Raw genomic sequence first — 13830 nt, 5'->3', positions numbered from 1 at the left:
GCTCGACGATTCGGAGCGAGCTCGCGCCCGCGTGATAACACAACGGCTCTCGGCACCCAACCCCCTGGCCCGATGCAATTCGCGAATTTGCTGGGTAAATTGAATCGACATGACCGCCGCACAAGAAGACCTTGTACGAGCCCGAGACGAATTCCTTGAGATCGACACCCCACGAGTGGAGGACGGAGCCGCGATCTGGCGCATCGCCCGCGACTCCGAGGTCCTGGACCTCAACTCCTCGTACAGCTACCTGCTGTGGTGTCGCGACTTCGCGGCCACCTCCGTCGTGGCCCGCGGCCGTGACGGCGAGCCCATCGCCTTCGTCACCGGATACGTACGTCCCGACCGCCCGGAGGCGCTCGTCGTCTGGCAGGTGGCCGTCGACCATGCGCACCGGGGCCGGGGGCTGGCCGGCGTCCTGCTGGACGCACTGACCGCCAAGGTCACCGGCGGACACGGGGTCCGCGAGATAGAGACGACCATCACCCCGGACAACACCGCCTCCGACGCCCTGTTCACCTCCTACGCCAAGCGCCACGGAGCATCCCTCAGCCGCGAGGTCCTCTTCGACGGCGGGCTGTTCCCCGAGGAGACGCACCAGCCGGAAGTGCTGTACCGCATCGGCCCCGTCGCCGCGTGACCGCTGCCGCGCGCCCCGTGCCCGCACGGCACCCCGCGCGCGCCGCGTCATCCCTGACCTCTCGCGCCCACCCCACCCCCATGGAGTTCGCTGTGACCATCACCCCGCCCGCCCTGAGCGTCTTCGAGACCCTCGAGTCCGAGGTGCGCAGCTACTGCCGCGGCTGGCCCGCCGTGTTCGACCGCGCCCAGGGCAGCCACCTCCACGACGAGGACGGCCACACCTACCTCGACTTCTTCGCCGGCGCAGGCTCGCTGAACTACGGGCACAACAACCCGGTCCTGAAACGCGCCCTGATCGACTACATCGAGCGCGACGGCATCACCCACGGCCTGGACATGGCCACCACCGCCAAGCGCGCGTTCCTCGAGTCGTTCCAGAACGTGATCCTTCGGCCGCGCGACCTGCCCTACAAGGTCATGTTCCCGGGGCCGACGGGCACCAACGCGGTCGAGGCCGCGCTGAAGCTCGCCCGCAAGGTGAAGGGCCGCGAGTCCGTCGTCTCGTTCACCAACGCCTTCCACGGCATGTCGCTCGGCTCGCTCGCCGTCACCGGCAACGCCTTCAAGCGGGCCGGCGCCGGCATCCCGCTGGTGCACGGCACCCCGATGCCGTTCGACAACTACTTCGACGGCCAGGTCCCCGACTTCCTCTGGTTCGAGCGGCTGCTCGAGGACCAGGGCTCGGGCCTGAACAAGCCGGCCGCCGTGATCGTCGAGACGGTCCAGGGCGAGGGCGGCATCAACGTGGCCCGCGCCGAGTGGCTGCGCGCGCTGCAGGACCTGTGCCACCGCCAGGACATGCTGCTGATCGTCGACGACATCCAGATGGGCTGCGGCCGCACCGGCGGCTTCTTCTCCTTCGAGGAGGCCGGCATCGTCCCGGACATCGTCACCGTCTCGAAGTCCATCAGCGGCTACGGCCTGCCCCTGGCGCTCACCCTGTTCAAGCCCGAGCTGGACATCTGGGAGCCGGGCGAGCACAACGGCACGTTCCGCGGCAACAACCCGGCGTTCGTGACCGCCGCCGCGGCGCTCAACACCTACTGGGCCGACGGGCAGATGGAGAAGCAGACCATCGCCCGCGGCGAGCAGGTCGAGCGTGCGCTGCTCGCCATCGTCGACGAGATGGGCGGCGAGGGCGTCAGCTTCCGCGGCCGCGGCCTGGTCTGGGGCATGGAGTTCGAGGACAAGCCGCGTGCGTCCGCCGTCTGCGCCCGCGCCTTCGAGCTCGGAATGCTGCTGGAGACGTCCGGGCCGGAGAGCGAGGTCGTGAAGCTGCTGCCGGCGCTGACGATCTCCGCCGACGAGCTGGACGAGGGCCTGCGCATCCTGGCGCGCTCCGTCCGAGAGACCGCCTGACCACCCGTACTACCGAGAGGTGACGAACCACCGTGATCGTCCGATCGTTCAAGGACATCGAGAACACCGAGCGCCATGTGAAGTCCGCTTCCGGCACCTGGGAGAGCAAGCGCATCGTGCTCGCCAAGGAGAAGGTCGGCTTCTCGCTCCACGAAACCGTGCTCTACGCGGGTACGGAGACGTCGATGTGGTACGCGAACCACATCGAGGCCGTGCTCTGCGTGGAGGGTGAGGCCGAACTGACCAACGACGAGACGGGCGAGACCCACTGGATCGAGCCCGGCACGATGTACCTGCTGGACGGGCACGAGAAGCACACCATGCGCCCCAAGACGGACTTCCGTTGCGTCTGCGTCTTCAATCCCCCCGTCACCGGACGGGAGGACCACGACGAGAACGGCGTCTACCCGCTGCTGACCGAGGAGGGCTGAGAAATGACCACCGCACCCGCACGCACCGACCTGTACCCGACCCGTGGCGCCAGTGAGGTGCTCACCCCCCGCAAGGACCCGGTCGTCTGGTCGGCACCCGGCACCCCGGGACCGATCGCCACGGCGGACCTCATGGGGTTCGAGCGGGACGGCTTCCTCACCGTCGACCAGCTGATCAGGGACGACGAGGTCGCCGTCTACCGCTCCGAACTGGAGCGGCTGATCAGCGACCCGGCGGTGCGCGCCGACGAGCGCTCGATCATCGAGCCGAAGTCGCAGGACGTGCGGTCGGTCTTCGAGGTCCACAAGATCAGCGAGCTGTTCGCCGCGCTGGTGCGCGACGAGCGGGTGGTGGGCAGAGCCCGGCAGATCCTGGGCTCCGACGTGTACGTCCACCAGTCCCGGATCAACGTGAAGCCCGGCTTCGGTGCTTCCGGCTTCTACTGGCACTCGGACTTCGAGACGTGGCATGCGGAGGACGGCCTGCCGAACATGCGCACCGTCTCCGTCTCCATCGCGCTGACCGAGAACTTCGACACCAACGGCGGCCTGATGATCATGCCGGGGTCGCACAAGACGTTCCTCGGCTGCGCGGGCGAGACGCCGAAGGACAACTACAAGAAGTCGCTGCAGATGCAGGACGCCGGCACACCGTCCGACGAGGCGCTGACGCGCTTCGCGGACGACCACGGCATCCGGCTGTTCACCGGCCGGGCCGGGTCGGCGACCTGGTTCGACTGCAACTGCATGCACGGATCCGGCGACAACATCACGCCGTACCCGCGCAGCAACGTCTTCATCGTGTTCAACAGCGTGGAGAACACGGCGGTCGAGCCGTTCGCGGCGCCGGTGCCGCGGCCCGACTTCATCGGGGCGCGGGACTTCACTCCGGTGCGGTGACCGCACGGCACACACGAGGGCGGGCCGGACTCCCGAGGGAGTCCGGCCCGCCCTCGTCCGCGTCGCTGCTCGGCCTCGACCGGCAGGTCAGCCGGTCAGCGCCGGGTAGTCGATGAAGCCCTTGTCGTCGCCGCCGAAGAACGAGGCCGGGTCCGGGGTGTTGTACGGGCCGCCGGCCTCGAGGCGGGCCGGGAGGTCGGGGTTGGCCAGGAACATCGCGCCGTACGCGATCACGTCGGCGAGACCGTCCTCGACCAGGGTGAGGGCCTCGGGGCCGGTCGGCCCGTCGGTCGCCGGGTTGAGGACGAGCGTCCCGGAGAACTGCTTGCGCAGCGCCTGGGTGAGTTCCCGCCCCCCGGGGACGGCCTCCGTGATGTGCAGGTAGCCGAGGTCGAGCGGCTCGAGCCGCTGGACGAGAGCGGTGTAGACGGCCTCCGAGTCCGTCTCCTCGATGCCGTTGTACGGATTGAACGGCGAGATCCGCAGGGCGGTGCGCTCGGCGCCGATCGCGGCGGCGACCGCCTCCGTCACCTCGACGGCGAACCGGATGCGGTTCTCCACGGACCCGCCCCACTCGTCGGTGCGGCGGTTGCTGTTGGGGGCGAGGAACTGGTGGATGAGATACCCGTTCGCGCCGTGCAGCTCGATGCCGTCGAAGCCCGCCTCGATCGCGTTGCGCGCGGCGGACACGAAGTCCTCGATGGTCGCCCGGATCTCCTGCGTCGTCAGTTCCCTCGGTGCGACGAAGTCCTTGGGGCCCTCGTGCGTGTAGACCTGCCCCTGCGCGGCGACGGCGGACACGCCCACCGGGACGAGCCCGTCGGGCAGCAGCACGGGGTGGCCGATCCGGCCGGCGTGCATCAGCTGGGCGAAGATCGTGCCGCCCTCGCGGTGCACGGCGTCGGTGACCTCGCGCCAGGCGGTGACCTGCTCGGCACTGTGCAGCCCCGGGGTGTCCGGGTAGCCCTGACCGACCACGGAGGGCTGGGTGCCCTCGGTGATGATCAGGCCGGCGGAGGCGCGCTGCCGGTAGTACTCCACGACGGAAGGCGTCGGCGTGAGGCCGGGGCCGTAGGCGCGACTGCGGGTCATCGGCGCCATGGCGATGCGGTTGCGCAGGTGCTTGCCGGCGAGCTGGATCGGGTCGAATGCGGTGGTCACGGTGAGCTCCCCAAAAATATATGGTCGGCCAAGTAATCGGCTGCGACGCCACTGTAGCGCATTCATTGGCCGACCAAGGTAATATTCTGGAAGCAATGAGAACCGGCCGAGGAGAGCACCATGTCCACAGCGGAGGAGGCACAGGGCGACCCTGCGTGCACCGGACAGCTGCCGCACGCCGCGAGCAGCGGCCCCGTCAGCCACGCCGTCTCGCGGGTGGCGCGGCTCCACCGCATCGCCGCGGGCAAGCTGCTGAAGGGGCTGGGCCTCTATCCGGGCCAGGAGTTCGTGATGATGCGCCTGTGGGACGCCGGGCCGGTGCGCCAGTCGGAGCTCATCAAGGCGGCCGACCTCGATCCGTCGACCGTGACCAAGATGCTCCAGCGCCTCGAGCAGTCCGGCCACGTCCGCCGCTGCCCCGACCCGGACGACCGCCGGGCGGTCCTCGTGGAGGCGACGGAGCGGAGCTGCGCACTCCTGTCGGACGTGTCGGAGGCCTGGGCGAAGCTGGAGGAGCACACGCTCCGGGGACTGGGCGAGGACGACCGGCGGGAGCTGGCGCGCCTGCTGTCCATGGTCGAGGCCAACCTGTGCACGGAGACGGCCGACTGTCCGGAACGCCGCGGCGGGGACTGACCCCGCTCGGGCGACCCGCCTTCGCCCCGTGCGCTGCCGCCCGGAGCGGCGCCTCACCCGGCCGGACCCGGCGCCGGCAGGGCGGAAGTCCTGGTGGTGCACGGCCCTTACGTGACCATGTGATGGCCGCCGGTCGCCGTCGCGGACGGACCTGACCGCGCAAGGACTCAAAGACGGCGATGAGTTCACACTTCGCACTCCCTCACGTCCGCCTCGTCGGCCGCGGACGGGACGTTCCGCTGGTCCGGCTGATCGCGCAGTGACCCGAAGGCGTGATGGTCGGCGTGTGGTCCTGCAGGACACCATGCGGCCCGCATTCTTCGGCTCGACGGGCCGACCCTCGAAGACGGCAGGCGCGAGTGCCAGTTCGCAATCCGTGCAGGAGTGCACGAGAGGCTTCTGCACTTCAGGGTGTCGGAACAAAGCTCCCGCGCGACCGGGTTCGCGCCAGGACAACCCCCGCCCGAGCCACGTTCTTTCAGGTGGGAGCCCTGGCCCGGGCTCCGCTTCAACGTGCCGCCCGAGGCTGATCTGACGTGATCACCACAAGATCACCGCAACTGTGGAGAAGTCCTCACCGAGGCCTCATCTTCATGTGGGCAACCGTGTTCATGATCACTCCCAATCCCTGATTTCGCCCGTAGTCGGTGTACAGCCCGGCCCTAGATTCCCTGTTGATCTTGCCGACCGGCAGGATCGGAAGGGATGACACATCCGTGTCCAGATACACAGCCGGGCGTTCCCGCCCGCGACGACGCAGAGGGCGCATCGCTCTGGCGTCAGCCGTGGTGCTGGCGGCAGAAGTCGTCTTCATATCCGGCCAGACGGCCGTCGCGGCACCGGACGGGCCGGCCACTGCAGCCGCGACGTCCGCCAAGTCCCCTACGAAGAAGGGGAACGGGGAGCCGGACCCGGCCCGGGCGGCCGAGCATCCGAAGGGCTCGAAGGCCTGGGCCGTCACCCAGGCGAAGAAGACCGGCAAGAAGGTCGTCGCCTCCGACGAGACGACGGCCACCTCCTACACCGTCGCCAATCCCGACGGCACCCTCACCACCGAGCTGACCTCCGGCCCCGAGCGGGTCTGGCGGGACGGCGAGTGGCGCAAGGTCGACGTCACCCTGACCAGGGCAGCCGACGGAACCGTGAAGGCGAAGGAGCACCCCAACGGGCTGCGCATGGCGGGCAAGGGCGGCACCGCGTCGCGCTCCCTGGCCGCCGCCAAGGACGCGGCCCCGCGCGATCTCGTCACCCTCGGCACCGGAGAACAGGCGGTGACGCTGCAGTGGAAGGGCGGTCTTCCCGCCCCGGAGCTGAACGGCACCACCGCCCGTTACCGGGAGGCCGTGCCCGGCGCCGACGTCATCGTCGAGGCCACGCGGACCGGTTTCGAACAGTTCGTGGAGATCGACGAGAAGCCCTCCGGTGCGTATTCCTACACGCTGCCGGTCAAGGCCAAGGGGCTGAAGGCCAAGGCGAACAAGGACGGGTCGGTGACGTTCACCGACGCCGAGACCGGTGAGCAGCGCGCGACGATGCCCGCCCCGGTCATGTGGGACGCCTCGGTGGACAAGCGGTCCGGCGAGCACACCCGCCGTGCCCGCGTCGACATGAAGGTCGTGAACAGGGGCACCGGCCGTATCGACCTGGTCGTCACGCCGAGCGCGGACTTCCTCGCCGACCCCAAAACGCAGTACCCGGTCACGGTCGACCCCTCGACCTCCGCCCTGTCATCCACGTTCGACACCTACGTGCAGCGCGGCGAGACGGTCGACTGGTCCGCCGACACCGAGCTCGACTTCGGCAATCCGGGCACCACCAACGCGGACGGTACGACCCGCGTGGCCCGGTCCTTCATCCACTGGGACACCACGCCCATCCAGGACGCGTTGATCACCGACACGAACCTGGCGCTGTGGAACTTCCACTCCGGCAACACCGACTGCACTGCCCAGTCGTGGACCGTCTGGGACACCACCCAGGCATCCACCGCGTCACGGTGGACCAGCCAGCCCACCTGGAACCAGCAGTACCACTCCTCCAACCAGAGCCGCGGCAACCCCAGTTGCACCGCCACCCAGCCCGACGGCTGGATCAACGCCGACGTCGACACCCTCGTCCAGACGTGGGCCTCGGCGAAGGCGACCCGCGGCTACATGGGCCTGCGCGCGGCCACCGACGACACCCGCGCCTGGAAGCGCGTCAACTCCGGCAACGCCACGGCGAACCAGCCGAAGCTGACCGTGAACTACAACTACCGTCCCTCCGACGGCACGGCGCAGCAGGCCGGTCCGCCGTTCGAGATGTACAACGGTGTGTGGGCCGTCAACACCCTCACGCCGACGCTCAGGGACAAGTTCGCGGACGCGGACGGTGACACGGTCAGCGGCAGCTTCCAGGTCTACGACGCGGATACCAACACTCCGATCACGACGCCCGCCGGAGACGGTGTGCTGGTCTCCGGCTTCGTCACGCCCGGCGAGTGGGCGTCCGTTCAGGTCCCGGACGGGCAGCTCGTCGACGGCAAGATGTACAAGTTCCGCACCAACGCCTACGACGGCACCCACTACAACCTGGGCTGGTCCCCGTGGCGTTCGTTCGTCGTGGAGACCGCCGCCGCCGGTGTTCCCAGCAGTCTTCAGCCCGGCGACACCTACACGATCAGCGATCCCGCGCTGATCGCCGACCCCGCCCAGGTCGAGCAAGTCCTCAACAGGGACGGCAATCTGGAAGCGCTCGGCATCAGACCGCGCACCGGCCCGTCCGCCGAGCAGCCTGCCGGCTCGATGGCGGCGTCCGGCACGACAACGGCGCCGACCGTCGGGACCATGGCTGTCTGGGAGCGCACGTACACCGTTCCCAGCCAGCGATTCAACCGCGGCCGCAAGCCCGAGAACAACGGCCAGGATCCGTACGAATACATCGCCGACGTCGACGAGTGCCACAACGCCGACGACTCGGACAACGCGGCCGGGTGGATCAAGAACCGGTTCTCCTACTGTCAGGAGACCTTGACGGTCATGCCTGCGATCAGGTGTGGTCTGTGGCCCCCTGGCTGCTATCTGCACGGCACCTTCATCTCGACCAACACCCTTATCGGGCGAGGCCAGATCGGCGGCTTGGACGGCAGCACGCTGACCCGGTTCGCCGAATTCGACTTCAACGTGGATGTCTTCATATCCAGCGGCGACTTCAACAAGGTCGGCGCGAAATTGGAAGCGAAGCTGGAGTGCGAGGGAAGCTGGGACATCGGTGTTCCGGGCGACCCCTCGGCCGAGGACGCATGCCAGCCCGGTCTCTACACGGGCCGCAGTGATTCACCCAGCCAGTGGAAGTACAACGGCGACACCAAGTTCGACCTGTGGTCGCTGGCACCGAGGCTGCCCGATGTCGCCCATGGCGATCAGATCGCCACGGGCCTGTTCACGCCGGTCCTCGAGTTCACGGTCCCCGGCTACTCCCAGCTCATCCCCTCCGAGGGCGAGCAGGGGGAGATCCGCTTCGACAGCGCCGCCTACAACGTACGGGCCAAGGCGGGTTCCGTTTTCCCCGATGCCACACCAGCGCTGCGCTACGACCGGAGCGACACGTCCGACGCCGGCGCTCCCGTGGAGCCGTACATCGGAGTGGCCGCAGTCGCGGACCACATCGGCGACGCTCTCGACGACCCGGGCAGCACCTACCCGACGAAGAGCGACAAGAAGCTGCCCGGCGGGAGCGCCGTGAACCCGTTGCATCGCCTCGTGCCGGGCTTCGGGCCGTCCGAGCAGGCACGCTACGACGCCAACCGCTCCGTCGTCTCCTCCACCTGCAACAACGCCGCCGTGCCGGGTAAACCCACGGCGGGAGAGCAGCGCGACTGCGACGAATTCCCCTTCGCCTCCAGTTACCAGGGGGCAGCGCGCTACCAGTACGAGGGCGAGCCGTACCGCGACGACTTCTCCGTCCGCTACATCGACTCGAACGAGAATCAGGAAGCCGGGCGGCGTCTCGGCGCCTGGTACGACAATGACCGAATCCTGAGTCATGACCCGTTCATCATCGTCATCGGCGACTGACCGGGGACATTCTCTCTGAGTCGGCCATACCGCGGGACCGGTCCACAGGACCGGTCCCGCACTCGTTTCACTCTGTCCCGCCACCGGCGGCCGTGCGCCAGATCTGAACCAGACAGTACTGATCTGCGCCGTTCATTTTCTCTTCGTGGCCCGGTGGCATGGGCAGCGGTTCCCGGGGTCCCGCCAATGGAGAAGTGAAGGGTCCGCCTTCACGATTGAATGTCCACCGCCATCGCATCCGGTACAGGCCGGAAGAGGGCAGGATCAAGGGAACTTCCTGCTGCCCCCCGTCGATGGTCTCCAGCGCGAGGTCACCTCCGGGAAGCTGAACCTCCACTTCTTCCGCACCGGACCACGGAGCGTCGTCTGCCGGAGGGGCCGCCGACCAGCTCTCCAACCGCACCGACGCCCGAATCACCTGGGGCGGCACTTGCAGATAAACCATGCCCGGGGCGGAAAGAAGCCATTTCGTTCGATCCGCTTGCGGTGAATAGGTGTCGACGCTCGTGTCAACCAGCCCAAAGATGCGATAGCTAGGAGAAACCAGAGTCTCGAAAGCATCCAGCAGCCTGCTCAAGGGTCACCTCGTACATCATCGATCGAGTCGCGATCAGCATTATGCCCGTGAATTCGATACTCCCGACCGGCAGCCGACCGTCCGGATTCTGCACCATCCGGAACGCAGCGCTGTCCCACCCCCGTAGGTGTGCACACGTCGGGCGGCAGGTGCATGAAACGGTTCCGAGACCGCCGGGACTGGGACCTAACCGGCGAGGCGGTCCAGCACCCGTTCCACGTCGGCGGGCGAGTTGTAGAGGTGGAACGAGGCACGCAGGTTGCCCGCGCGCTCGGACAGCAGGATCCCGGCCCCGGCCAGCTCGCCGGCGCGATGGCCGAGGCCGGGCACGGCCACGATCGCCGAGTCCGCGGGCACCGGCTCGTGGCCCAGCTCCACGAGACCGGCCCTGAACCGCCGTGCCAGCGCGGTGTCGTGGGCCCGGACCGCGTCGATGCCGATCTCCTCCAGCAGGGCGAGCGACTGCTCGGCGCCGTGGTACGAGAGGAAGGCCGGTGGCTCGTCGTAGCGGCGGGCCGAGGTGGCGGTCTCCTCGATCGGGCCGTACGTCGTCTCCCACAGCCGTTCGGCGGCGAAGGTGCCCGCGTGCAGCGGCGGCAGCGCCTCCTGCGCGTCCTCCGTCACGGTCAGGAAGGACACCCCGCGCGGGCAGAGAAGGAACTTGAAACCGCCGGTGACCGTGTAGTCCCAGTCCCCCGCCGTCAGCGGCTGCCAGCCGGCCGACTGGCTGGCATCGAGGAGCGTACGGGCCCCGTGCGCCGCGGCGGCGGCGCGCACGGCCGCCGTGTCGGCGACCCTGCCGTCGGCGGACTGCACCGACGAGAACGCGACGAGCGCGGTGCCGGGGCGGACCGCGTCGGCCAGCCCTTCCAGCGGCGCGAACCGCGTCTTGAGGTCGCCCCTCACGGTGAACGGCGTGATCACGGAGGCATACTCGCCTTCGGGGAACAGCACTTCGGAGCCCGGCGGCAGCGAAGCCGCGATCAGCCCCACATGGACGGAGACCGAGCCGCCGACGGCCACCCTCTCGTGAGGCACGCCGGCGATGCGGGCGAAGGACTCGCGGGCGGCGGTCACGGCCGAGAAGTCGCCCGCGCCGCCCGGCCGTCCGTCGGCCAGCTCCTGCGCCAGCGCCGCCACCGCACGGACCGTACGGCGCGGGAGCAGCCCGCAGCTCGAGGTGTTCAGGTACGTCGTCGTGGGCGCGAACTCGCCACCGGCCGTGGGCTCCAGGATCTGCGTCTCCATGGGATCACCCTGCGGTCCCGTGCCCTGCGGGTCAATCATGCCTTGCTGGACAGAACCGTTCAGCGGCGCTTCACGAAGCCGGCTGGGCGGCGTCGGCCGCCGCGGGGACCTCACAGGCGCCGTCGGCGTCGCAGACGGCCGCGTCCGCGTCGGCGGGGGTGACCTCCCGCCCCTGCCAGGCCTGTTCCAGCGCCTGCGTGAACAGTTCGGCGGGCTGCCCGCCCGACACCCCGTACCGCCGGTCGAACACGAAGAACGGCACGCCGGTGGCCCCCAGCTCCGCCGCCTCCCGCTCGTCGGCGCGTACGTCGTCGGCGTAGGCGCTCACATCCGCGAGGACCCGGCGTGCCTCCTGCTCGTCGAGGCCCGCCTCCACCGCGAGCGCCACGAGCACGGCCGGGTCGAAGACGGACCGCTCCTCCGCGAAGTTCGCCCGGTAGGCGAGAGTGAGCAGCTCGTCCTGGCGGCCGCGGGCCTTGGCGAGATGCAGCAGCCGGTGGATGTCGAAGGTGCTGCCGTGGTCGCGGCCCTCGACGCGGTACTCCAGCCCTTCGGAGCGGGCGTTGGACGCCACGTGCTCCTCCATGGCCAGCGCCTCCTCGCGGGTGCGGCCGTACTTCTTCGCGAGCATGTCGACGACCGGAGCGGTGTCGCCCCTCTCGCGGCCGGGGTCGAGTTCGAAGGAGCGGTGCACGACCTCGACCTCGTCACGGTGCGCGAAGGCGTCGAGTCCCTTCTCGAAACGGACCTTGCCGATGTAGCACCAGGGACAGGCGATGTCGGACCAGATCTCGACGCGCATGCTTCTTCATCACTCCAGGTTCGTGCCGGCCGGCGGCGCCGGGCGGGGTCGGACGGGACGGACGGGCCGGGGCGCCTCCGCAGGCACCTCAACAGGCGACGGGCCCGTCCCATTCCGCGGGATGCCGCTGAGGCCCCACGGGGCCGTCGGCCGGTCCCCTCCGGTCAGGGGTTCGCCGGCGGCGGGCGGTGGGGACGGCAGGCCGGTCGGGCACGGGCCTGCCTGCCGCCGCGGCCGCCGGCGGCAGGCAGGTGCCCGGTGAGCACAGCCGCTTCGGCTCGGGTCATTGCCCCCGCTCGGCCGCCGGCACCGTGAAGCGGAGGACCAGGTGGTTCCCGGCGAGCGGCTCGTCGGGGTCCGGGTACCAGCCGTGGTGGGTGTAGAAGGCCCGGGCCCGCTCGTTCTCCTGGAAGACCTCGAGGCGGGCCTCCGGCACGCCGGCGCGCCGCCATGCCTCGACGCAGGCGGCGTGGAGCTCGGTCCCGACACCGGCGCGCCAGCGCGCGGGGGCGACGTGGAGCTGCGAGAGCGTCATGACGCCGTCCACCTCGCCGAACGCGGCCGTGCCGGCGACGACGCCGTCCCGCTCCGCGCACAGCACCCTGCCCTGCCTGATCGCCCTCTCCCAGCCGGCCCGGGCGCGGGCACGCTCGGCCGGGCCGTCGAAGTCCTCCTCGGGGATATGGCCCCGGTAGTAGGTGGCACGCGCCTCTGCGTGCAGGACGGCTATGGCGTCGAGGTCCACGAGCGTGGCAGTTCTGATCATGTGCCAGGGGACGCGACGGCGGGCGGGCGCGGTTGCAGATCCGTACCCGAAGCGCCCGGGCTCCCTTGACCTCGACCGCGGTTGAGGGTGAACGCTCACGGCATGACCACTCATAAGGATCACATCGAGATCGGCCTGCTCGTCACCCGTTTCTTCCGGGCCATGGACGAGCGGGCATTCCCGTCGGGCTGGGCACGCGGTTATCTGACCGACGATGCGCGCATGGTCGCCCCCGTCGGGGTGTTCGAGGGCGCCGAGGCCGTGCGCGGTACGGAGAAGGCTCTCAAGAGGTTCGCCCGCACCCAGCACATGGCCTCCGACCTGCTGACCGACGTCGACGCAGGGCGGGACACGGCCAGGGCGTCCTGGAACGCGCTGATGGTCCACATCCATCACGAGGGTGACGATCCACTGTTCACCGTCGGCGGTCGCTACGAGGCCGAACTTCGCCGGACCGAGGAGGGCTGGCGCTTCAGCCGGATGGCGGTCGAGGCCGTCTGGACGACGGGACGACCGCCGGTGCTGACGCCGGCGTGAGACGCCCGGGAGGGGCGCCTCCCGGGCGTCAGGAGCCGTCCCGCAGCCCTTCCGGCCAGCTGTCGCGGTACTCGATGCGGTCGAAGGAGACCACACAGCCCTCGCCCACCGGGGACTGGGCCATGAAGCCGACCAGTGCCGCGCCGGCCCGGTCCTCGTCGCCGAGCGTGAAGATGCGGACGAAGGTCCACTGCTCACCGTCGGTGGAGGCGTGGAAGGCGAACGCCTTGCCCGTGCGGCTGATGCGCAGCCAGACGCTGTCACCGTCGACGACGAAGGAGTTGGCGTCGTCGGAGTGGCCGCGGGTGACGACCGTGCAGACCGTCGGCCTGTCCGGGGACAGCTCCAGGCAGAGCTTCGCCCACTCCTGCTCGGTGACGTGCAGGTAGAGCACGGCCGCGTCGAAGGCCGCGGCGAATCCGGCCTTGACGCGGGCGATCAGCTGGAAGTCGCCCTCCGGCGCGCCGAGCAGGCGGGGCGCGTCGGAGGCCGGTTCCAGGGCATGGCCGGTCGGCGGGACGAAACGGTCCTGGCGGGGGCCGGCCCAGGCGGTCAGCACACCGTCGTCGTAGGACCAGTCGGCCTCGGGCCCGTATGCCCGTAGGGGAAAGGGGAGGTCGGGCAGCTTCAGTTCCATGCGGGTCAGTGTTGCAGGCGGCCGTTCACGCGCCGGGGAAGTCCGAGCGGGTTGTCGTCGCGCAGTTCCGGCGGGAGCA

Annotated in this window: 13 protein-coding genes; 7 read left to right on the top strand and 6 right to left on the bottom strand. The window is 69.5% G+C overall.

The genetic code is table 11. The features are described 5' to 3' along the window. Positions 1-109: 109 nt before the first annotated feature. The 4 genes from ectA to thpD all read left to right on the top strand — a co-directional run bounded on the left by ectA (position 110) and on the right by thpD (position 3332). Positions 110-640, top strand: coding sequence for a diaminobutyrate acetyltransferase (gene ectA / locus ACTMTU_RS33450; RefSeq protein ID WP_441267189.1), 531 nt, complete (start codon positions 110-112; stop codon positions 638-640). A 92-nt stretch (positions 641-732) separates the two neighbouring features. After that, the gene (ectB, locus tag ACTMTU_RS33445; protein ID WP_364597718.1) at positions 733-2001 is read left to right on the top strand and encodes a diaminobutyrate--2-oxoglutarate transaminase; all 1269 of its coding nucleotides are present in this window, start codon (positions 733-735) and stop codon (positions 1999-2001) included. A gap of 32 nt (positions 2002-2033) precedes the next feature. After that, positions 2034-2432, top strand: coding sequence for an ectoine synthase (locus ACTMTU_RS33440; RefSeq protein ID WP_005319062.1), 399 nt, complete (start codon positions 2034-2036; stop codon positions 2430-2432). 3 nt (positions 2433-2435) lie between these two features. Beyond that, positions 2436-3332, top strand: coding sequence for an ectoine hydroxylase (thpD, locus tag ACTMTU_RS33435; protein WP_441267188.1), 897 nt, complete (start codon positions 2436-2438; stop codon positions 3330-3332). Between the two features lie 87 nt (positions 3333-3419). Here thpD and ACTMTU_RS33430 read toward each other — a convergent pair whose 3' ends face one another. Next, entirely contained in the window at positions 3420-4493 is a 1074-nt protein-coding gene (locus ACTMTU_RS33430; RefSeq protein WP_441267187.1) for an alkene reductase, read from the bottom strand. Positions 4494-4613: 120 nt separating this feature from the next. On the opposite strand from ACTMTU_RS33430, the gene ACTMTU_RS33425 reads away from it, so the two are divergent. Together ACTMTU_RS33425 and ACTMTU_RS33420 are read left to right on the top strand one after the other, a co-directional pair. Beyond that, positions 4614-5129: a MarR family winged helix-turn-helix transcriptional regulator gene (locus tag ACTMTU_RS33425; RefSeq protein ID WP_441267186.1), complete on the top strand. Its 516-nt coding sequence runs from the start codon at positions 4614-4616 to the stop codon at positions 5127-5129. Between the two features lie 716 nt (positions 5130-5845). Continuing rightward, positions 5846-9184, top strand: coding sequence for a DNRLRE domain-containing protein (locus ACTMTU_RS33420; RefSeq protein ID WP_441267185.1), 3339 nt, complete (start codon positions 5846-5848; stop codon positions 9182-9184). 67 nt (positions 9185-9251) lie between these two features. Here ACTMTU_RS33420 and ACTMTU_RS33415 read toward each other — a convergent pair whose 3' ends face one another. The 4 genes from ACTMTU_RS33415 to ACTMTU_RS33400 form a co-directional block, all read right to left on the bottom strand. Next, positions 9252-9761, bottom strand: a complete 510-nt coding sequence (locus ACTMTU_RS33415) for a hypothetical protein (protein ID WP_441267184.1) — start codon at positions 9759-9761, stop codon at positions 9252-9254. 186 nt (positions 9762-9947) lie between these two features. Then, entirely contained in the window at positions 9948-11009 is a 1062-nt protein-coding gene (locus ACTMTU_RS33410) for an aminotransferase class V-fold PLP-dependent enzyme (RefSeq protein ID WP_441267183.1), read from the bottom strand. A 70-nt stretch (positions 11010-11079) separates the two neighbouring features. Further along, positions 11080-11811, bottom strand: coding sequence for a DsbA family oxidoreductase (locus ACTMTU_RS33405; protein WP_441267182.1), 732 nt, complete (start codon positions 11809-11811; stop codon positions 11080-11082). Positions 11812-12094: 283 nt separating this feature from the next. Continuing rightward, positions 12095-12577, bottom strand: a complete 483-nt coding sequence (locus tag ACTMTU_RS33400) for an N-acetyltransferase family protein (RefSeq protein ID WP_441267181.1) — start codon at positions 12575-12577, stop codon at positions 12095-12097. Between the two features lie 102 nt (positions 12578-12679). On the opposite strand from ACTMTU_RS33400, the gene ACTMTU_RS33395 reads away from it, so the two are divergent. Then, on the top strand, positions 12680-13114 hold the full coding sequence (locus tag ACTMTU_RS33395; RefSeq protein ID WP_441267180.1) for a nuclear transport factor 2 family protein: 435 nt from the start codon (positions 12680-12682) through the stop codon (positions 13112-13114). A 28-nt stretch (positions 13115-13142) separates the two neighbouring features. Here the strand turns inward: ACTMTU_RS33395 and ACTMTU_RS33390 are convergent, their stop codons facing one another. After that, entirely contained in the window at positions 13143-13751 is a 609-nt protein-coding gene (locus ACTMTU_RS33390; protein ID WP_441267179.1) for a DUF1349 domain-containing protein, read from the bottom strand. Positions 13752-13830 lie beyond the last annotated feature (79 nt).

It is taken from the genome of Streptomyces sp. OZ13 (assembly GCF_052068155.1).
GTDB lineage: Bacteria > Actinomycetota > Actinomycetes > Streptomycetales > Streptomycetaceae > Streptomyces.
This window is presented reverse-complemented; position numbering and strand designations above follow the sequence as displayed.